At 67.9% G+C, this 19504-nt stretch carries 18 protein-coding genes; 7 read left to right on the top strand and 11 right to left on the bottom strand.

Annotated features, from left to right (window positions below; genetic code table 11):
- Positions 1 to 59: 59 nt before the first annotated feature.
- Positions 60 to 2171 carry a phosphate acetyltransferase gene (gene pta, locus AC1DCZ_RS06910; protein ID WP_476973925.1) on the bottom strand — a complete coding sequence of 704 codons (2112 nt, stop codon included), beginning with the start codon at positions 2169 to 2171 and terminating at the stop codon, positions 60 to 62.
- A 212-nt stretch (positions 2172 to 2383) separates the two neighbouring features.
- Between pta and AC1DCZ_RS06905 the strand changes: the two genes are divergently transcribed.
- The 3 genes from AC1DCZ_RS06905 (at position 2384) to AC1DCZ_RS06895 (ending at position 5009) form a co-directional block, all read left to right on the top strand.
- Positions 2384 to 2956, top strand: a complete 573-nt coding sequence (locus AC1DCZ_RS06905) for a hotdog fold thioesterase (RefSeq protein WP_476973924.1) — start codon at positions 2384 to 2386, stop codon at positions 2954 to 2956.
- Between the two features lie 15 nt (positions 2957 to 2971).
- The gene (locus tag AC1DCZ_RS06900) at positions 2972 to 4312 is read left to right on the top strand and encodes an AMP-binding protein (RefSeq protein WP_476973923.1); all 1341 of its coding nucleotides are present in this window, start codon (positions 2972 to 2974) and stop codon (positions 4310 to 4312) included.
- Between the two features lie 91 nt (positions 4313 to 4403).
- Positions 4404 to 5009, top strand: a complete 606-nt coding sequence (locus tag AC1DCZ_RS06895) for a TetR/AcrR family transcriptional regulator (protein WP_476893797.1) — start codon at positions 4404 to 4406, stop codon at positions 5007 to 5009.
- 77 nt (positions 5010 to 5086) lie between these two features.
- Here AC1DCZ_RS06895 and AC1DCZ_RS06890 read toward each other — a convergent pair whose 3' ends face one another.
- Together AC1DCZ_RS06890 and paaZ are read right to left on the bottom strand one after the other, a co-directional pair.
- Positions 5087 to 5494, bottom strand: coding sequence for a VOC family protein (locus AC1DCZ_RS06890; RefSeq protein WP_476973922.1), 408 nt, complete (start codon positions 5492 to 5494; stop codon positions 5087 to 5089).
- Between the two features lie 336 nt (positions 5495 to 5830).
- Complete coding sequence (gene paaZ, locus AC1DCZ_RS06885; RefSeq protein ID WP_476973921.1) at positions 5831 to 7933, bottom strand: phenylacetic acid degradation bifunctional protein PaaZ; 2103 nt, start codon at positions 7931 to 7933, stop codon at positions 5831 to 5833.
- Between the two features lie 162 nt (positions 7934 to 8095).
- Here paaZ and AC1DCZ_RS06880 point away from each other — a divergent pair, with 162 nt between their 5' ends.
- Complete coding sequence (locus AC1DCZ_RS06880) at positions 8096 to 8512, top strand: PaaI family thioesterase (RefSeq protein WP_476973920.1); 417 nt, start codon at positions 8096 to 8098, stop codon at positions 8510 to 8512.
- Positions 8513 to 8661: 149 nt separating this feature from the next.
- Here the strand turns inward: AC1DCZ_RS06880 and AC1DCZ_RS06875 are convergent, their stop codons facing one another.
- Positions 8662 to 11412 carry a S1 family peptidase gene (locus tag AC1DCZ_RS06875; RefSeq protein WP_476973919.1) on the bottom strand — a complete coding sequence of 917 codons (2751 nt, stop codon included), beginning with the start codon at positions 11410 to 11412 and terminating at the stop codon, positions 8662 to 8664.
- Positions 11413 to 11421: 9 nt separating this feature from the next.
- Complete coding sequence (locus tag AC1DCZ_RS06870) at positions 11422 to 12123, bottom strand: tyrosine-protein phosphatase (protein WP_476973918.1); 702 nt, start codon at positions 12121 to 12123, stop codon at positions 11422 to 11424.
- Positions 12124 to 12387: 264 nt separating this feature from the next.
- On the opposite strand from AC1DCZ_RS06870, the gene AC1DCZ_RS06865 reads away from it, so the two are divergent.
- On the top strand, positions 12388 to 13269 hold the full coding sequence (locus AC1DCZ_RS06865) for an SGNH/GDSL hydrolase family protein (RefSeq protein WP_476973917.1): 882 nt from the start codon (positions 12388 to 12390) through the stop codon (positions 13267 to 13269).
- Positions 13270 to 13297: 28 nt separating this feature from the next.
- Here AC1DCZ_RS06865 and AC1DCZ_RS06860 read toward each other — a convergent pair whose 3' ends face one another.
- The 6 genes from AC1DCZ_RS06860 to AC1DCZ_RS06835 all read right to left on the bottom strand — a co-directional run bounded on the left by AC1DCZ_RS06860 (position 13298) and on the right by AC1DCZ_RS06835 (position 18186).
- On the bottom strand, positions 13298 to 13930 hold the full coding sequence (locus AC1DCZ_RS06860) for a GNAT family N-acetyltransferase (protein WP_476973916.1): 633 nt from the start codon (positions 13928 to 13930) through the stop codon (positions 13298 to 13300).
- A 37-nt stretch (positions 13931 to 13967) separates the two neighbouring features.
- On the bottom strand, positions 13968 to 14840 hold the full coding sequence (locus AC1DCZ_RS06855) for a 3-hydroxyacyl-CoA dehydrogenase family protein (RefSeq protein WP_476973915.1): 873 nt from the start codon (positions 14838 to 14840) through the stop codon (positions 13968 to 13970).
- A gap of 2 nt (positions 14841 to 14842) precedes the next feature.
- Entirely contained in the window at positions 14843 to 15637 is a 795-nt protein-coding gene (locus tag AC1DCZ_RS06850; RefSeq protein ID WP_476973914.1) for an enoyl-CoA hydratase/isomerase family protein, read from the bottom strand.
- Entirely contained in the window at positions 15637 to 16866 is a 1230-nt protein-coding gene (locus AC1DCZ_RS06845; RefSeq protein ID WP_476973913.1) for a thiolase family protein, read from the bottom strand. Before AC1DCZ_RS06845 ends, AC1DCZ_RS06850 begins: the two co-directional genes overlap by 1 nt.
- Before the next feature lie 169 nt (positions 16867 to 17035).
- Entirely contained in the window at positions 17036 to 17713 is a 678-nt protein-coding gene (locus AC1DCZ_RS06840; RefSeq protein WP_476973912.1) for a pentapeptide repeat-containing protein, read from the bottom strand.
- Positions 17713 to 18186: an SRPBCC family protein gene (locus AC1DCZ_RS06835; protein WP_476973911.1), complete on the bottom strand. Its 474-nt coding sequence runs from the start codon at positions 18184 to 18186 to the stop codon at positions 17713 to 17715. The genes AC1DCZ_RS06840 and AC1DCZ_RS06835 overlap by 1 nt, the downstream gene beginning before the upstream one ends.
- Before the next feature lie 175 nt (positions 18187 to 18361).
- Here AC1DCZ_RS06835 and AC1DCZ_RS06830 point away from each other — a divergent pair, with 175 nt between their 5' ends.
- On the top strand, positions 18362 to 18538 hold the full coding sequence (locus AC1DCZ_RS06830) for a CsbD family protein (RefSeq protein WP_476973910.1): 177 nt from the start codon (positions 18362 to 18364) through the stop codon (positions 18536 to 18538).
- 150 nt (positions 18539 to 18688) lie between these two features.
- Positions 18689 to 19420 (top strand): dienelactone hydrolase family protein, encoded by a 732-nt coding sequence (locus AC1DCZ_RS06825; protein WP_476973909.1) that lies wholly within the window; start codon positions 18689 to 18691, stop codon positions 19418 to 19420.
- Positions 19421 to 19504 lie beyond the last annotated feature (84 nt).

Here is a 19504-nt window from a genome sequence, read left to right as displayed (position 1 = left end):
GGGAACCCGGCTGGCTGGAGAACAGCTGACGGGAACCCGGCTGGCCGGAGAACAGCTGGCTATGCATGGGCAGCCGCCGGTGCCGGCTCGGTGGCGGATTCCACGGACTGCGCCTGGATCGCCGTAATGGCCACCGTGTTCACGATATCCTCCACGGTGCAGCCGCGGGAGAGGTCGTTGACCGGCTTGCGCAGTCCCTGCAGGACGGGCCCGACGGCGACCGCCCCCGAGGACTGCTGCACCGCCTTGTAGGTGTTGTTGCCGGTGTTGAGGTCCGGGAAGATGAACACGGTGGCCTGCCCGGCGACCGACGAGCCGGGCATCTTGGACTTGGCGATCGCGGCGTCCACGGCGGCGTCGTACTGGATGGGGCCCTCGACGGCAACGTCCGGACGGCGCGCCTTCACGAGTTCGGTGGCCTGCCGGACTTTGTCCACCGCCTCGCCGGTGCCGGAGCCTCCCGTGGAGTAGGAGAGCATGGCCACGCGGGGCTCCACGCCGAACTGGGCCGCGGTCTCGGCCGAGGCCAGCGCGATGTCCGCCAGCTGCTCCGCGTTCGGGTCCGGATTGACCGCGCAGTCGCCGTACACCAGGACCCGGTCCGGCATCAGCATCAGGAACACCGACGAGACGATCTTCACGCCGTCGCGCGTCTTGACGAACTCCAGCGCGGGACGGATGGTGTGGGCGGTGGTGTGCGCGGCCCCGGACACCATGCCGTCCACCACGCCCAGCTGCACCATCATGGTGCCGAAGTAGCTGCCATCCAGCATGGCCTCCAGCGCCCGGGCGAGGTCCACGCCCTTGTGTGCCCGCAGCTGCGCGTACCTCTCCGCAAACTCCTGGCGCAGCCCCGACGTCGCGGGGTCCACGATGCTTATGCCGGAGAGGTCGATGCCCTGGGTGGACGCCAACTCCCGGACCGCGGACTCGTTGCCCAGGATCGTGAGGTCGCAGACGTCCCGCCGGTGCAGGATCTCGGCGGCCCGCAGGATCCGCACGTCGTTCCCCTCCGGCAGGACGATGTGCCGGCGCTGCAGCCGGGCCCGCTCGATGAGGTCGTGCAGGAACCGCAGCGGCGTCATCCGCTCCGGCCGGGGCAGGTGCAGCCGCTCCAGCAGCTCCGCCTCGTCCACGCGCTTGGCCCACAGGCCCAGGGCGGAGGCCACTTTGCGGCGGTGCCCGGACCAGATCTCGCTCCGGACCTCGGAGACCCGCTTGGCGGTTACGTAGGTGTCGTCCGGGGCGGCAAAGATCGGGAACGGGGCCTGCGCCAGCAGCGAGTAGATCGTGGGATCGGGAGCCAGGCCGCCGGTCAGGATCAGCGCGGACGGGACCGGGAACTCCGGCGAAAAGGACGACGCCAGGCAGGCGACCAGCACGTCGGCCCGGTCACCGGGAACGATCACCAGGGCGCCGTCGTCGAGCACATGCAGGAAGTTGGCGACGTTCATCGCCGCCACCTTGACCGAATGCACGTCCCGTTCCAGGTCCGGCAGCCCGGCGACCTGGCCAATGCCGAGCGCGGAGGCGACCTCGCCGGTGGTCGGCCTGGCGATCGACTCCAGCTCCGGCAGCACGTACACGGGCCGGCCCGAGGCGCCGGGGCGGACGGCCGCGGCAATGCCGTCCAGGTCCTCCGGGTCGGCCCGGTTCACCATGATCGCCAGGAGCGTGCAGCGTTCCGCGAGGAGTTCCTTCCGGGCAACCTCGACGGCGTCGGCCGCCTCCGCAACGGTCCGCCCCTTCGCGCCCACCACGGCCACGATGGAGGCGGCCAGGTTGTTCGCGAGGCGGGCGTTAAGGTCGAATTCGACGGCGGCGTCCTGGCCGGTGAGGTCCGTTCCCTCCACGATCACCACATCGCAGTGGCGGGACATCTCGGCGAAGATCTCGACGCAGCGGGCGTCGATCTCGGCCCTGTTGCCCTCGGCCAGCAGCCCGCGGACCTCGGCGAACGTCAGGCCGCCGCGGCAGCGCTGGTCGTCAAGATCGAACCGGGCCTTCATCAGGGCCACCATCGGGTCCGCCGCGGCGTCGTTGCCGTGAACCACCGGCTTGAAGAAGCCGATGCGGTCCGCATGCCGGTGCAGCGTGTCCGCCAGCCCCAGCGCTATGAGCGACTTCCCGGATCCCGGTGTGGTTGCGCTGACGTAAATCCCCTTGGCCATGATCCGCCCTTAGGTCGTGTCGTGGTGGTGCTCCGTTCCTCCATACTTCCACTTGTTTCCGTGGTTTCTCCATGACGTCCGGAGCCTGCCCACAGGACTGGTCCCGAAATGTGTCTGCAGTACGGGCGCAGAGGTCGCCGGCTCTTGACAGCAGGTATCACAATGGGATTACCTAATGAACATTCGGTAAATAAAGCTGGAGGCAATGACGCATGGCTGAACTGACGATTTCCGGTGACACCCACCCCATCCTGAAAGACGACTACGCCTCGGAATGGATGGGCATCGAAGTTGTGGCGCTGGACGACGGACACGCCACGATCCGAATGACGCTCCGGCAGGAAATGCTCAACGGATTCGGCATGGCCCACGGCGGAATGATCTTCGCCTTCGGCGACACAGCCTTTGCGCTGGCCTGCAACCCGGCCACCCCGAACCCCTCTGGCGAGGACACCATCACCGTGGCCTCCGGCGTCGACATCAACTTCCTCAAGCCGGCCTTCCGCGGCCAGGTCCTGACCGCCGTCGCCAACCGCCGCGCAAGCACCGGACGCAGCGGCCTCTACGACATCCAGATCTACGCCGCCGATCCGGGCGCAGGCGCGCCTGCGACGCCGACGGCGTCACCCGCCGGCCCGGCCCAAGCCGCCATCGTCCCGACCGCCACCGCTCAAGCCGCCACCGTCCCGACCGCCACGGTCCCGGGCGAACTCCCCACCGACGTCGCCCCGGGCGAACTCGTCGCCGAGTTCCGCGGCCGCAGCCGCACCATCTCCAAGAAATAGAAACAGGGAACCCAGATGACCCAAGAAACCGTTGCCGCCACCAGTGATGCTGTCCTGGACCGCGAAGAAACCATCTCCCGCGACGAGCTCGAGGCATTGCAGCTCAGCCGCCTGCAGCACACCGTGGCGTACGCCTACGACCGCGTCCCCCTGTACAAGCGCAAGTTCGACGAGGCCGGCGTCCACCCCACGGACCTCCGCGAGCTCTCGGACCTCGGCAAGTTCCCCTTCACCACCAAGGAGGACCTGCGTCTGGAGTACCCCTTCGGGATGTTCGCCGTGCCGCAGCACGAGGTGGCCCGCATCCACGCGAGCTCCGGCACCACCGGCCGGGCCACCGTGGTGGGCTACACGAAGAAGGACCTCGCCGACTGGGCCAAGCTCGTGGCACGCTCGCTGCGCGCGTCCGGCGTCCGCCCGGGCATGAAGGTCCACAACGCCTACGGCTACGGCCTGTTCACCGGCGGCCTGGGCGCCCACGCGGGCGCCGAAGCCTTGGGCTGCACCGTCATCCCGATCTCGGGCGGCCAGACCGAACGCCAGATCACCCTCATCCAGGACTTCAAGCCCGACGCCATCCTGGCCACCCCCACGTACCTGCTGACCATCGCCGACGCCATGATCAAACAAGGCATCGACCCGGCCTCCACCTCCCTGAAGTACGCCGTGCTGGGTGCCGAGCCGTGGACCGAGGAAATGCGGCATGAGCTGGAAATGACCATGAACATCAAGGCCTGCGACATCTACGGCCTCTCCGAGGTCATGGGCCCCGGTGTTGCCGGCGAGGCCGTGGAAACGCAGGACGGCAGCCACATCTGGGAGGACCACTTCCGCCCGGAGATCATCGACGCCTTCAACCCCGCCGTCGGCGTGGACGCGGTCCTGGGCGACGGCGAACCGGGCGAGCTGGTCTTCACCTCGCTCACCAAGGAGGCGCTGCCGATCATCCGGTACCGCACCAAGGACCTCACCCGGCTGCTGCCGGGCACCGCGCGTCCGGCGCACCGCCGCATGGGCCGCATCACCGGGCGCAGCGACGACATGATCATCCTGCGCGGCGTGAACCTGTTCCCGTCGCAGATCGAGGAAATCGCCCTGCGCATCCCGGAGCTCAGCCCGCACTTCCAGCTCGAACTCACCCGGCCCGAGGGCCATCGGATGGACCAGATGACCGTCAAGATCGAGCGGCGCGACGCCGTCACGATCGAGGGCGGCGCGGCCGCCGCCAAGATCCTGCAGCAGCAGATCAAGATCCACGTCGGCTCCTCCTGCACCGTCGACGTCGTCGACCCGGGCACGCTGGAACGCTCCAACGGCAAACTGCGCCGGATCTACGATCTGCGGCCGAAAGCCTGAGCCAGTCCCGCAGGTGCAGCAGCCTGGCCGGTCCCGTCCCCCAAGGGCGGCCTGGCCGGGCTGACCGACCGTTCATGAGAAACTAGCGAGTATGCCCAGCACAGCAAGCACCACCAAGCGCGGCCGCCCCGGCTATGACCAGCAGTCGGTGCTGGTCATCGCCGTCGACGTCTTTAACCGCCACGGCTACGACGCCACCTCGATGGGCATCCTTGCCGAGAACCTGGGCATCTCCAAGTCCGCGATCTACCACCACGTGCCCTCCAAAGGCGATCTCCTGAAACTGGCCCTGGACCACGCCCTGGGCGGTCTCGAGGCCATCCTGGACAAGCCGGAGGCGCGGAACGGGTCCGCCGAGGAGCGCCTGGAGTTCGTGGTCCGCCAGACGATCTCGGTTCTCGTGGAACGGCTGCCGTTCGTTACGCTGCTGCTGCGGCTGCGCGGCAACACCGAGATCGAGCGCGACGCACTGGAACGCCGGCGCACGTTCGACCACAAGGTGGCGGCCCTCATTTCGGCCGCCCGCGACGAAGGTTCGCTCCGCCAGGACATCGATCCGCGCACCGTCACGCGGCTTCTGTTCGGCACGATCAACTCGATCGTGGAGTGGTACAAGCCGGGCGGCTCCCTGTCCCCCGAGAAACTGGCCGACGACGTCATCACCATGGCGTTCCACGGCCTTCACGCCCCGAGCTAGGTAAACGGGCAGCGAAAAGGCGCCCCGGGCGGGCCGGGACGCCTTACTGTCCGCCGATCAGGCTCCGGAGCTGGACTTCAGAGCTGGTAGTCAGCCTTTGTGGTGATGTTCTCGTGGACGCAGAGAATATTGTGCTCGGAGTCCATGAACCAGGCGCACTTCTCCGAATCGGTTGTGCAAATGTGATTCTCGGTCTTGAGATCCGGGAGATCGTAATCCTCGAACTTTACGCCCTTGGACTCCATCTCCTGTACCGTGCGTTCGATCTCGCTGACTTCGAAACTCAGGGTGGTGTGATCGGAATGCTTTCCATCCGTGACAGGCATCAGCTGCAGCATGGGGCCGCCTTCTGAGCCAAACATCTCGCTGCCGTCCTCCGCCACGCCGCGGTGAGGGAGTCCAAGAGTTTCCGCGTAGAAACGGCGGGCACGCTCCCTGTCATCCACGGGCAGGACGGTTGTGGCTTTGTTGAGTACTAGGGTCATTTTGCCACCTCCTACCTTGCAAATTTTACGCCGGAGCGGACCGGAAAGAGCCCGCCAATTGCTCCCCCGGGCACGTGACGCTCCCGCACATCCGGCGGCCCAACGACCGACGCTCCCGCACATCCGGCGGCCCAACGACCGACGCTCCCGCACATCCGGCGGCCCAACGACCGACGCTCCCGCACCACTGGCGGCCCATCGACGGACGCTCCCGCACCACGTGCGTGAGCGTCGGACCGGAACTGCAGGACGTGCGGGAGCGTCCGGACCGGAGCTGCACAACGTGCGGGAGCGTCCGGACCGGAGCTGCAGGACGTGAGGGAGCGTCCGGTGGGGTTACTTTTCGACGAGGGTCAGGACGTCGTAGGTGGCCACGATTTCGTCGTTCTGGTTGGTCAGGACGGCGTCCCAGGCCACTTCGCCGTACTCGTCCGTCTCGCGCGGGGTGATCTTCTTGGCCGTCAGCGTGACCCGGATGGAGTCGCCGGCCGCAACGGGGGTGATGAACCGCAGGTTCTCCAGTCCGTAGTTGGCCAGCACAGGCCCCGGAGCGGGTTCCACGAAGAGGCCGGCGCCCCAGGCCAGGAGCAGGTAGCCGTGCGCCACGATACCCGGGAAGAACGGGTTGGCGGCCGCGGCCTCCTGGTTGGTGTGGGCGTAGAAGGTGTCGCCGGTGGAGTTCGCGAACTTCGTGATCTCCTCGAGGGACACTTCGCGCAGCTCCGAACGGATGGCGTCGCCGATGTGCAGCGTGCTCAGGTGCTTCCGGAACGGGTGCTGGCCTTCGGTGTCGAGGGTGAAGTTGCGGTCCGCACCCGTGTGCCACACGCCCGTGACGGCGGTCAGCATGTTGGGCGAGCCCTGGATCGCGGTGCGCTGCATGTGGTGCATGACAGAGCGGATGCCGCCCAGTTCCTCGCCACCGCCGGCACGCCCGGGTCCGCCGTGGACCAGGTGCGGGACGGGTGAGCCGTGACCGGTGGAGCTACGGGCGTCCTCGCGGTTGAGCATGAGGACGCGGCCGTGGTGGGCTGCGATGCCGGTGACCAGTTCACGCGCCACGGCCGGATCGTTGGTGCAGACCGAGGCGACGAGCGAACCGCCACCGCGGGCGGCGAGGCGGACGGCGTCGGCCAGGTCCGTGTAGCCGATCACCGAGGAAACCGGGCCGAACGCTTCCAGCGAGTGGACCTCCTCGGCTTCCGGATCGGCCCAGCTGAGCAGCACGGGCGACATGAAGGCGCCCTCATCGACGACCCCCACTGTCCCGTCCGCACTGGTGACCTTCGGCGAATCGAGGGTGCCGTACGCGAGCTCGCCGCCGGCGTCGAGCATGGCCTGGACGGCGGCGCGCACATCGGCGAGCTGTTCCCGCGAGGCCAGGGCGCCCATCGTGACGCCCTCGGCGCGGGGGTCGCCCAGCACGACGCGCTCCTTGATCCGGTCCCCGACGGCGGCCACGACATCGGCCACGAGCTCCTGCGGCACGATCGCGCGGCGGATCGAGGTGCACTTCTGGCCGGCCTTGGCGGTCATCTCGGTGACAAGGGACTTGATGAAGGCGTCGAATTCCGGCGTGCCCTTGACGGCGTCCGGGCCCAGGATGGCGGCGTTGAGGGAGTCTGTTTCGGACGTGAAGCGCACCCCGCCCTTCACCACGTTCGGGTGGGACTTCAGCGTGTTGGCGGTGGAGGCGGAGCCGGTGAACGCCACGAGATCGCGGTAGTCCAGGTGGTCCAGCAGGGTGCGGACCGAGCCCGAAATGAGCTGCAGCGAGCCCTTGGGCAGGATGCCGGACTCGTCGATCGCCTTGACGACGGCGGCGGCCACGTAGCCGGTGGGCGTTGCGGGCTTGACGATGGTCGGCACCCCGGCGATGAAGGCCGGGGCGAGTTTCTCCAGCATGCCCCAGACCGGGAAGTTGAAGGCGTTGATCTGGACGGCGACGCCGGGGATGCGGGTATAGATGTGCTCGCCGGCGAACGAGCCGTCCTTGGACAGCACCTCCATGGGGCCGTCCACCACCACCTGGGAGTTGGGAAGCTCGCGGCGGCCCTTGGACCCGAAGGTGAAGAGCACGCCGATGCCACCGTCAATGTCGATCATCGAGTCGATCTTGGTGGCGCCGGTCTGTGCCGAAAGAGCGTAAAACTCCTCGCGGCGGCCGTTGAGGTACTGTGCCAGTTCCTTGAGCTTGAGCGCGCGCTGGTGGAAGGTCAGCTTGCCGAGTTCCGCCTGCCCGGTGGTGCGGCCGTAATCGACGACGGCGGCAAGGTCCAGCCCCTCGGTGCTCACCTTGGCCAGGAGCTCGCCGGTGCTGGCGTCGAGAACGGGTGCCGCGCCGGCCGCGGTGGCGGCATCGGGAGTCCACCAGGAGCCCCGGACGAAGCTGGGGACGATCTCTACAGTGTCTACTGTGGGTACGGCAATGGTGGTCATCGTTGACGGGTCCTTCCAACGCGGGGCAAGATCAACACGGCCAGAGCATTACTGACCGTCCGTTCGGTAATATGTCTACAGTACATGAATGAGGCCTTCCGCACACTAGCTGCGGCGGCACTGACCGGCCCGGCCATCGGCGGAGGCCACAAAGGAGACGCAATGACGCCCGAGCCCGGCAGCACTGAGCTGTGGAAGATCACCCTCGGCGAGCTCGACGAGAAGATGGGCGTGGAAATCGTCGAGGAATCCGTGGAACGGGTCGTGGCGACCATGCCGGTGGAGGGGAACCGGCAGTCGTTCGGGCTGCTGCACGGCGGTGCGTCACTGGCCGTCGGCGAGGCCGTGGGCTCCTGGGCGGCCGTCATCCACGCCAGCACGCTGGGCAAAACGGCCGTCGGCGTGGACGTCTCGGCCACGCATCACAAGTCGGCGAGGGAGGGCCTCATCACCATCACGGCGACCCCCATCCATCTTGGCGGGACAGTCACGACCCACGAGGTCCTCATCACCAACGACGCCGGCCAGCGGTTGTGCACGCTGCGGATCACCAACCTGCTGCTGGACCGCAAGGCCTGAGCCGGGGCGGTGCTAGCGGAGTCGCCGTATATCTTCTGGTCGGCGCCACCGGAGTCGCCGGAACGTGCGGGGTCGCCGGAAACGTGCGGGGTCGCCGTAGGCTTCCGGCGAACTGGCAGCCTTCCGGCGAACTCGGGGCCGGAGTGCTGCTACCCCGACCGCCCACGGCGCCGCAGGACCAGCAGCGCGCCGCCAACCAGCAGCGCCCCTGCCCCGACGCCGGCGGCGGGAAGCAGGCCGCCCGCTCCCGTGCTGGCCAACAGCAGGGAACTGCCAGGCTGGCCCGGAGTCCCCGAAGCAGCGGGCATGGCCGCCGGGGCTGCCGGCAATGCGGCGGCCGGAGCGACTGCCGCCGCGGCAGGGGATGCGGCTGCCACCCCGGCTGACGGCGATGCGGCTGCCGGGATGGCTGCCGGCGCATCGATCGTGAACGAAGACACAGCCGAAGAGGACGCAATCCCGTCAACCGACTGCGAGACAGACAAGGTGTGCGGGCCTAAGGCCAGCCCGGCAGGGAACGGCACGCTCCAGCGCCCGCCGGCCACCAGGACTCGTGGGGCCAACGAACGAACCACGGCCTTGCCCCCGATGCCGGACCCGCCGCCCGTCTGCGCCGCCGCCACCCGGACCCCATCGATAAGCACGGCCACATCTGCGCCGTCAACGCCGGTCCCTGAAATGGCCTCGGGAAGCGAATCCTGGCGCAGGTGCTGGCCGTCCTGGATGCTGGTTCCGGCAGGGGCGGGCGGAATGACCGTAAACGTTGCGGTGGCCGATGGACTGTCCGCACTGCCCGGGGACGTCAGGATGGCAGTCGCCGCCACTTTTCCAAAGACCGCCGGACCGGCCAGCGGGATTTCCCAGCGGCCGTCGAGCCCGACAGCCCCCGCGCCGGTGACATCGCCGGACAGCACGACGGCGGCGCCGGGCATGCCGGTGCCCGCGATGCTGTTCAATGCCGGAAGGGCTGCGCCCGTGGGGGTCGTTATGCCGGGGGCCGGCAGGGAAGCCGGCGCGACGGTGGTGGTGAAGGACTCCGGTCCGGAGTGGCTGAAGCCGTTGACTGTCTCCGCCGAGAAGGCCAGCCGCCCAGCCGGAAGCGGGGCCCGGAACGTCCAGTTCCCGGCAGCATCCACCGGCACTTCCAGTTCCTGCGTCCCGGCCGTGATGCGCACCTTGGAATTCGGAGCCACGTCTGAGGCAGGGGCTGCGGGAACGTGTCCTGTGATGACCTCTCCGGCCGCCACCGTCCCCGAATTCGCGGGCGCCACCAATTCTGGCTTGTTCAGGAAGAGTTGGAGTTGCACGCCGCCGGGGATCTTGGACATGGAATCTTCAAGCGTCGTGGCGATGGCGCGAACCTGTTGGCCATCCACGCTCTCGGCGCCGGTGTGGGTACCGACAGCGAAGTTTCCGCTGATCCAGGGGCCGCCGGAGTCGCCCCCGCTGGAGGTAACCGACGTCGAGTCGAACGCGTGAACCGCCCGGAGGTCGTTGTCATAGTTCGGGGGCAGCGATTTCGGGCCCGGGATGACCCAGACGCCCACGGAGTCGACGGTGCCGCACTTCCAGCCGCTCGTCCGGCCCGACCGGCACACGTGCTGGCCCTGCAAGGGCGCGACGGTCCCGACGATCTTCACTGCGGTCGGGGCCGGACTACCCGGGTTATCCCACGTGGTGGCGGCGGGCTGGACGCCAAGACCCTGCCTGAGGGACTGGAGGACTGCAATATCCGTGCCGACATTTGATCCATCCGCTGCGGCCTTGGAGTTGCCCGGACCGCCGAACTGGCTGAACCCAAACGATCCGAGGGAAAGGAGCGGGCGCGGCAGCGGCGTCGTCGACCCGCCGGCCGTCGCCGAACTTGCGGGCTCGATGTCTGCCGCCTTGGCCAGTCCGTCGCCAGCGCAGTGCCCGGCTGTGAGCACGAGAGGCTGCCCGGCCGCGCTGAACGCTCCAAATCCAGCCGAGCAAATGGTGGAATTATCAATGATGAAACCCTGGCCGCCGAAGAAGTCCTCCTCCGTCTTTATCGCGGCACCTTTTTGCAGTTGCACATTCGCGTAGCGCGCCACGAACTCCGCCGGTGAGACCTTGCCCGGAACAGCCGCCGGCGTCGCGGACGCGGCTGCGGACGGGGTCTCGGACGCAGTCGAAGGGAGCTGGGCGTCCACGACCGCTGGAAGGCCTGATTCGGGAGTGTTCGTCCCCCCGGTCCGGATCACGAAGTGCCCGTCCGTGTAGGCCACCGCCTGCAATCCGGCCAGCCCCACCTCCCGGACGTAGGCCTGAAACAGCTGATCGATGTTCGCGGCCACGCGCTCCGGGGAAGAGGGAGCTGACGCAGCCGGCGCCGCCCCCGGCGTCGCAGCCGGCGTAGTCGCCGCGGCGGGCGCAGCGAGTACGAAATCAGCCGGGGCCGCCTGATTCAGTTCATCGATCCGTGCCGTCAGCTCGGCGCCGCTGCCCTCGACGACGATCTTGCCGCCCTCCAGCCTGATCCCGACATAGCCGGGAAGCCCGCGCAAGGAGGGCGCGGCGTCGGCGGCGCGCCTGGCAACCGCACCAGCTGCATTGAATTCTTCGAGACTCATGCCGAGGTCCCGCCGGACAGCCTCGGCGAGACCGGCGTCGCTGATGACGGGCGCCGGCGGGGATGACACGGCAGCCGCCGGGGCCACGGACGCGGCAGGTGACGCGGCAGGCGCCGCGGACGCCGCCGGCGCCGAAGCGGTCGCCGCTGGCGCGGGGCTTTCGGGCGAGGGCGATGAAGAGGGCGACGCCGGTGCCGAGTCCGCCCCGGCTTCCGCCAGCGCTGGAACTGCACAGAACGAACCGGCAAGCGCGATGGCAACGGCCGCGGTCGCCCGCACTGCCAGCTGAATCTTCGGAGTCTTCACCCGGTTACTCTAGCGCCCCAGTTTGGCCAGAATGGCCGTCAGCTCCCGGTCCGTTATGCCATTGTGGCGTAAGAAATCGCCGGTTTTCACGTTGCGGACGAAGCGCAGCAGGCTGTGGCCTCGGCTTTCCAGCATGGGTAGCAGGACCTCGTCCGGCAGGTACCGCTCGTGCGGACGCGGGATCGCGGACCTGCAGTGGTGCTCGTTGATGCCCCGCATGGAACGCTGGTAGCCCCGCACAATGGCCTCGTCACTGTCCCCGGCCAGGTCCTGGAGCATGGCCGCAATCATGCCGCTGCGGTCCCGCCCTGCGGAGCAGTGGATCACGACGCCGCCGTGCGCAGCGGCGACTGCCTTGAAGACGCCGGCCAGCAGTTCCGGGAAGAGCCTGGCATTGTCGGCGTAGGACTCAGGGTCGTTCAGGTACGGTCCGCAGAGTGTGCGGAACTCGGCGTTTGCCAGGTCCTCCGTGGGGGCGCGCACGACGTCGAAGGCCGCCATCGCTGCCTCACGCACCGGCGGATCGGTTTCGCGCCGCCGGATTTCCTCCTGGTTGCGGAGGTCAATGACGGACCGGACACCGCCGTCGTATGCCTGCTGCCAGCCGGTCTCGGTGAGCCATTCGCGGCGTCCCATGCGGTAGACCGCGCCTGCGACATGCCATGCGTTGACCGCCCCGTCCCAGCCCGCGGGCCTCCCAGACTCATCCACCCGGCCAGCTAACCACAGGATCCGGGTAGCCGGCAGCCACAGGCAAGGTAGGCAAAGCGTGGGTCTTCCTGAATTAACGGGTAGGGCCCACGGTGTCCGGCGGTGCAGCCCGCGCATAGGGTGGCCGCATGACTGCCCCTGGACGGGCGCCTTGGCCCTCCGCACAGTCTGTCCGCCAGCCGGGTTCCGGGGAGGCTCCACTGGCCGCCACCTGTCGGTGAGCCCGTTAGATTCTCCCGCAGCACCGACCAAAGGAAATCCAACATGGACAACACCGTGTCGACCAGACGCTGGTTCGGAAGGCTGGCAGGCAGCCTGGCCACCATTGCACTCGTCGCGGGTTTCGCGGCCGCTCCCGCTTCAGCGGCGCCCGCACCCGCCCCCGCACCCGTCTACATCGCGCTGGGCGACTCCTATGCCGCAGGCACCGGCGGCGGCAGCAAATATGCCGACGGCGGCTATGTCGCACCCCCGGCCCCCCTTCCGTTCAGATGCCTGCAAACGCGGGCGGCCTACGGCACCGTTCTGGGCGCCACGCTCAATCTGGGCTGCTTCGGTGCCCAAACTACGGACGTCTCCGCCACCGTGAAGTCTCTCTACGGGTCCGAGCTGGCGGCAGCCACGGTGGTCACAATCACTGTGGGGGGCAACGACATCAATACCGGCCAGGTGGCCCAGTCATGCATCGTCTCTGTCAGTTCGCCAGCCTGCAGTGCCGCACTCTACGACTCGCTCGTGGTGAAGCTCCGCGATCTGCCGGGCAAGATCAGCATGATGCTGAAGGATGTCAAGAACAAGGCTCCGAACGCCAGGATCGTGCTGACCGGGTACCCCCGGCTCTTCACGGTCGGCTCCGGGCTCACCACGCAGCAGGCCCTGGCGGCCCGGTCGATGAATTCGGCAGCTGACCTGCTCAACGCGACGATCGCCTACTCGGCGCTGGTGAACCGGGTCCGGTACGTCAGCGTCGCGGAGCGGTTCTCGGGCCACGGTATCGGTTCCGCGGATCCGTGGATCGTGGCACCGGCGGGGCTGTGCATCGCCGGCGCCAATTGCAGCATGAGCTCAGCTGACACGTTCCATCCCACCGCGGCCGGCTATTCCGGCGGCTACGTGGCGGCGCTGACGGCGGCGCAGGTCCCGTAGCCGGGGCACCACGGCTGGCCGGGTCCCGCTAGCGCGCCCTGGCCAGCCTGGCTTCCAGTCCGTTGCGGACCATCGGCCATTCGTGCTCGAGGATCGAGTACACCACCGTGTCCCGGAGGGCTCCGTCGCTGGTGCGGGTGTGGCTGCGCAGGACGCCGTCCTGCTTGGCGCCCAGCCTGGCGATCGCCTCGCGGGACTGGTGGTTGAGCCAGTGCGTCCGGAACTCGACGGCGGGGCAGCCGAGCGTCTCGAACGCGTGCCGCAGCAGCAGGAGCTTCGAGTCCGGGTTGGTGCCGCTGCCTTGCGCGGACGCGGCGTTCCAAGTCGAGCCGATCTCCACGCGGGGCGTCTCGGCGTCGATATTCATGTACGTGGTCATGCCGATCACCTTGCCGGGCCCGCCCGTGGCGGGATCGATCAGGCGGGCCGTGAAGGGCAGCATGGAGCCGCGATCCTGGAGCTCCAGCCGCCGGTCGATCTCGGCGCCCATCTCCTCCGGCGCGGGCACCCCGGTGTACCAGAGCCTCCACAGTTCCCCGTCCCGGACGGCCTCCACGAGCCCGGCGTGGTGCGTGTGGCTCAAGGGCTCCAGGACGACGTACTTGCCCGTGAGGGTGATCGGTGCAATGGCGGGCCTGTCAGGGGAAGTCACGGGACCCATCCTAGGCCCGGACGTAGTCCTGAGGCCCGGGCGGCGATCAGTCCGCCCAGTCGAAGAAGCCCTTGCCGCTCTTGCGGCCGAGTTCCCCGCGCGCCACTTTGTCACGCAGGATCTGCGGCGGGGCAAAGCGCTCCCCCAGCGTCGATTGCAGGTATTCGGCGATGCCGAGTCGGACGTCGAGGCCGACGATGTCCGTGGTCCGCAGCGGGCCGGTGGGGTGCTTGTAGCCGAGCACCATGGCGTTGTCGATGTCCTCCGCGGAGGCGACGCCTTCTTCCACCATGCGCATGGCTTCGAGGGCGATCGCCACGCCCAGCCGTGAGGAGGCAAAGCCGGGAGCGTCATTGACGACGACGGCGGTCTTGCCGAGCGCTGCAACCCAGCCGCGGGCGGCCTGGGCCAGCGGCTCGGCGGTCTGGTCGCCGAGGACCACCTCGATGAGGGTCGAGGCGGGCACGGGGTTGAAGAAGTGCAAGCCGAGGAAGTTCTGCGGCCGCTTCAGCTCACGGGCCAGGCCGTTGACGGACAGCGACGAGGTGTTGGACGCGAGGTAGGCGCCGGCAGCGAGCCGGTCCTCGATCCCCCGGAGAGCAGTGACCTTGAGGTCCCAGTCCTCGGGGACGGCCTCAATGACGAGCTGGCGGTCCGCGAAGTCGTCGTAGTCGACCGTGACCGAGAGCCGGGAAACCATCTCGTCCAGGTTGGCGTCGGTGGCGCCGCGTTCAATGCTTTTGGCGGCGGCGGACTCGACGCGTTCGCGGGCCGCCTCGGCCGCTTCCTCGTCGCGCTCCACGACGAGGACGTTGGCTCCCTTGATCAGGAACGCGTGGGCGATGCCGGCGCCCATGCGCCCGCCGCCAAGAACTCCGACGGCAGCGGGAAGGTTGGCGGGGAGTTCGGAATTGCCCATGTCTATTTCTTCTTCCGGTCTGATTTTTTGGCTGATTTCTTATCCAAAAAAGCCTGCATGCGGTCAAACTTGGCCTGGGATTCGAAGAGGATCCCCTGCGCCAGCTGGTCAATGAGGGGGTGCGCCTCGGCCGGGGCGTGGAACACGGACTTGGTGATGCGGACCGCGAGGGGATCCAGCGAGGCGATCCGGTCTGCGAGCCGGTGGGCGGCAGCCATGAGCTCGGGGGCCTCGTGGATCTCGGTGATGAGGTTGACGGCCAGGGCCCGCTCGGCGCGCAGCACCACGCCCGCGAGCAGGATTTCCTTCGCCACGGGCTCCCCCACGAGCTCCTTGAGCCGCCAGCTGGCACCGGCTGCGGCGAGGATGCCCAGCCCGGTCTCGGGGTTGCCGATCCGCACGGCAGGCGTGCCGATCCGGAAATCCGCGGCGTAGGCCAGTTCAGCGCCCCCGCCGAGGCAGAACCCGTCCAGGGCCGCGATGACAGGCATGGGCAACTTGGCAATCCGGACAAAGATGGTGGAGTTGATGCCCTGCAGGGCGTCGTCGCGGCGGCGTTCGCGCAACTGGGCGATGTCCGCGCCTGAGGCAAAGACGCCGTCGGTGCCGGCGATGATCAACACCTTGGGCCTCTGCTCCAGATGGGCACAGACCGCATGGAGCTCATCGACCATCTGCTGGTCGATCGCGTTGCGGACCTCAGGGCGGTTGAGCAGCACCACCAGGCGGTCTCCGCGTTCCTCGATCAGGAGCGTGCTGAAGTCGGCCGGATTGAGGGCCGCCTCCGCGGCTGCCATTAGACGCGCTCCAGCAGCATGGCTGTGCCCTGGCCGACGCCGATGCACATGGTGGCGAGGCCGATCGCGGCGTCCTCGCGTTCCATCCGGCCCAGCAGCGTGATGGCGATCCGTGAACCGGACGAGCCCAGCGGGTGGCCCAGGGAGATCGCGCCGCCGTCGCGGTTCACGATCTCCGGGTCCAGGCCCAGCCGGCGCATGCTCGCGAGCGACTGGGTGGCAAACGCTTCGTTGAGTTCGACGGCGCCGAGGTCACCGGCGCTGAGCCCGGTCCGGGCCAGCACCTTCTGCGTGGCCGGGACGGGGCCGATGCCCATGATCTCCGGCTCGCAGCCGGCGGAGGCCCCGTCGATGATGCGGGCACGCGGGGTGAGCCCGAGCCTCTTGATCGCGGCTTCGGAGGCAACGATGATGGCGGAGGCGCCGTCGTTGAGGGTAGAGGAGTTGCCAGCCGTCACAATCGAGCCGCCGGCGACGACGGGGCGCAGCCCGGCGAGCACCTCCATGGTGGTGCCGGCACGGGGGCCTTCGTCGGTGTCGACGACGGTCTCGCCCTTGCGGGACTTGACGGTGACGGGGACGATCTCCGCGGCGAAGCGGCCCTCGGCGATGGCGGCAAGGGCACGCTCGTGCGATCGGACCGCGAAAGCGTCAGCATCCTCCCGGGAGATGCCGTCCACCCGGCCGACTTCCTCAGCCGTTTCAGGCATCGAATACGTCATCTTGCCGTCCCGGGAGAGTCCGCCCTTCTTGAACAGCGGGTTGACGAAGCGCCAGCCGATGGAGGTGTCAAAGATTTCACCGGGCTTGGCGAAGGCGGTGCGGGGTTTTTCCTGCACCCAGGGGGCCCTGCTCATGGATTCGACGCCGCCGGCGATCACGACGTCCGCGGCGCCGGACTTGATCATCTGGCTGGCCATGATGATGGCGCTCAATCCGGAGGCGCAGAGCCGGTTCACGGTGATGCCGGGGATGTGGAGGGGAAGACCGGCCAGGAGGGTGGCCATGCGGGCCACGTTGCGGTTTTCCTCGCCGGCGCCGTTGGCGTTGCCAAGGATCACCTCGTCGATGCTGTCCGGGTCCAGGCCGGCGCGGGCCACGGCTTCGCGGACCACGAGGGCGGCCAGGTCATCGGGGCGCACGGCGGAGAGGGCTCCGCCGTAGCGCCCCACTGCAGTGCGTGCACCGCCCACGAGAAATGCCTGCGGTCCTGCAACTGCTGATGCCATGGGTACACCCTTCACGCGATAAACGTCTCTGTCATCGAAAATCTGTCATCGAAAAAGAATTGTCCTCGAACGGCTGCCGCCGGCTTCGACGCGCCGGCGCCAATTTACCGACCGTTCGTTCTATAAAGATTACACGGCGAGGCAAGGGGGTCAACCGGACCGGGAAGGATTACGCCACCACTACACCGAGGTGGCCGGCCAGCAACGGCGCCAGCAGCGTGAGCTGGTAGTCATCGATCACCAGGCCGGCCAGGCTCCCCAGTCCGTTGATCGTCCGGAAGTCCGAGCCGCGGATATCGAAATCCTTCAGCCGGGCGCCACTGAAATCCAAGGTTCCGATGGTGCAGTTCTTCAGTGCAACCCGCGTCGCGGTGCAGGAGCCGAGGTCCAGTTCATTGATGATGCAGTCGCTGATCTGCACGTCCGTCAGCTTGGACCCGCGGAGGTTCACGTAGTCGAGCTTGCCGCCGTCGATCCGCACCGATTGCCAGCCGCTTTCGTAGAGTTCCGCGGAGCCCCACCGGGGATTGCCGATTTCCACGTCCCGCAGGCTCGTCCGGGCCGCCGTGAACACCGGGGCGTAGACCTCGGTCAACATGCAGTCACGGAAGGTGGCGCCGCGCAGCTGGGTCTCGTTGAAGGAGATCCCGGCGAATTCGCACTCGGCAAAATCCGTACCGCTGAGCTCCAGCCCGTCCGCGGAGGCGCGGCTGTACCGGACGCCGTCGTACCGCTCCCCGCGCTGGAAATCCGGCGAGGGATCGTCCCGCAGCTCAGCCGGCTGGACGGGCGTCAGGCGCGGAGGGGTGACCTTCGACGCCTTCGGGGCCGGCGTTCGCCGGACCATCAGAGCGACTCCGCCTTCGCCGCGATGTCCGCCAGGTCTTTGGCGAGGGCTTTGCGCGTGACGCGCATTCCGAGCGGGCCGGCCACGGCCAGCAGGATCCTGCTTATCCGGGTGGGCCGCACCATCCCGGCGATGAACGTCAGAGTGAGGTCCGTTCCCCCTTCCCGCTCCGCCAGGGCAAAGCGGGACGTGTAGTCCATGCGGCCCTGGAGCGCCTTCACCGTGGTGCTGCCGCCATGGCCGGCCGCCGGCGGGTCACAGTGGGAGACCCACAGCTCCACGGTTTCGGCGCGTCCCATCATGGTGCGGGTTTCCTTCCAGCGGGTGCCCTCGGCGTAGGGGCCTTCCGTGAGCATCTGGATCGAATCGATACCGGACAGTGTTGCGGCCGAGCCTGGAATGTCCGAGATGACCGACCACACTTTGTCGGCCGGCGCGTGGATGTGCCTCGTGAGACTCGTCTTGTGCTCCATGAGCTCGAGCCTAGCCGGGGGCGGGGACAAATTTCACCCGCCGGAGCCCGCCCGCTGTGGCCGGCCGCGGCATTCGGCAGCGACAACCGATGGAATCCCTTGATTTAGTAAGCATGCTTTGTGTTAGTGTGAATGGACGTTGAATTTCAACCGGAAACGAAAGGTGGGTTACACCATGGGTATCGGAGACAAGATTCAGAACTCAGCAGAGCACCTCGGCGGCAAGGCCAAGGAAGCCACTGGAAACGCCACGGACAACGACCAGCTGCGCGCCGAAGGCCAGAAGGACCAGGTCGTAGCCGACGCGAAGAAGGTCGGCGAGAACGTCAAGGACGCCGTCAAGCGGGACTAGTCCCCCAGATGATTCGCGGCGCCGGACTTTCCTTTGGGGGATGTCCGACGCCGCTTTTTTGTGCCCGATTCTTCCCGTTTTTCTCTGGCGTCCTACGAAACCGGGAAGGTTTGTAAGAATGGCACGAAGACGCCGGCCTGGAGGAGTGCCATGGATCTGAGCAATCTCGATCTCAGTGCCGCCAGCATCGCTGCCGGGGGCTCGCCATCGCTCCGGGGCTACTTGGCAACACCCGAGGGCGAGGGCCCCTTTCCCGCTGTCGTGATGATCCACGAAGCCTTCGGCCTGGATGAGATCACGGTCCGGCACGCGGACCGGATGGCCGCGGCGGGGTATCTGACCCTGGCGGTGGACTTGTTCAGCGACGGCGGGCCCCGCCGGTGCCTCGTCTCGACCATGCGCTCGCTCGCCGCGGGCCAGGGGCGCCCCTTCACGGACCTGGCCACGGCAAGGTCGTGGCTGCTGGCTTCAGGACGCGCCACGGGCAAGATCGGTGTCATAGGTTTCTGCATGGGCGGCGGCTTTGCCCTGCTCCTGGCCAACGACGGCTTTGATGCCGCGGCGGTGAACTACGGGCGGCTCCCCAAGGACCCGGACGAGGCGTTGTCGGGCGCGTGCCCGATCGTGGCCAACTTCGGCGGGAAAGACCGCACCCTGCGCGGTGCGGCGGCAAAACTCGCGGCGGTCCTTGACCGGCGCGGGGTGGAACACGATATCAAGGAGTTCCCGTCGGCCGGGCATGCTTTCCTGAATGACGTGGCGGCCGGTCCGAGACTGCTGGGCCCGCTGTTCCGCGTCATGGGCGTCGGGCCCGATCCGCAGTCCGCACCGGAGGCCTGGCAACGGATCGAGGACTACTTCGCCAGGCATCTGAAAACCTGAGCGCCCGCCATATCCTCATCGATTGCTCCGTTGCCGCCCTTATGGCGTTCCAAAAGGGCGGCAACGGAGCACTCGACGGGGGGA

This window comes from Arthrobacter sp. 10N418 (assembly GCF_056394725.1).
Note: the sequence above shows the minus strand (reverse complement) of the source record. Positions and strands in the feature narration are given on the sequence as shown.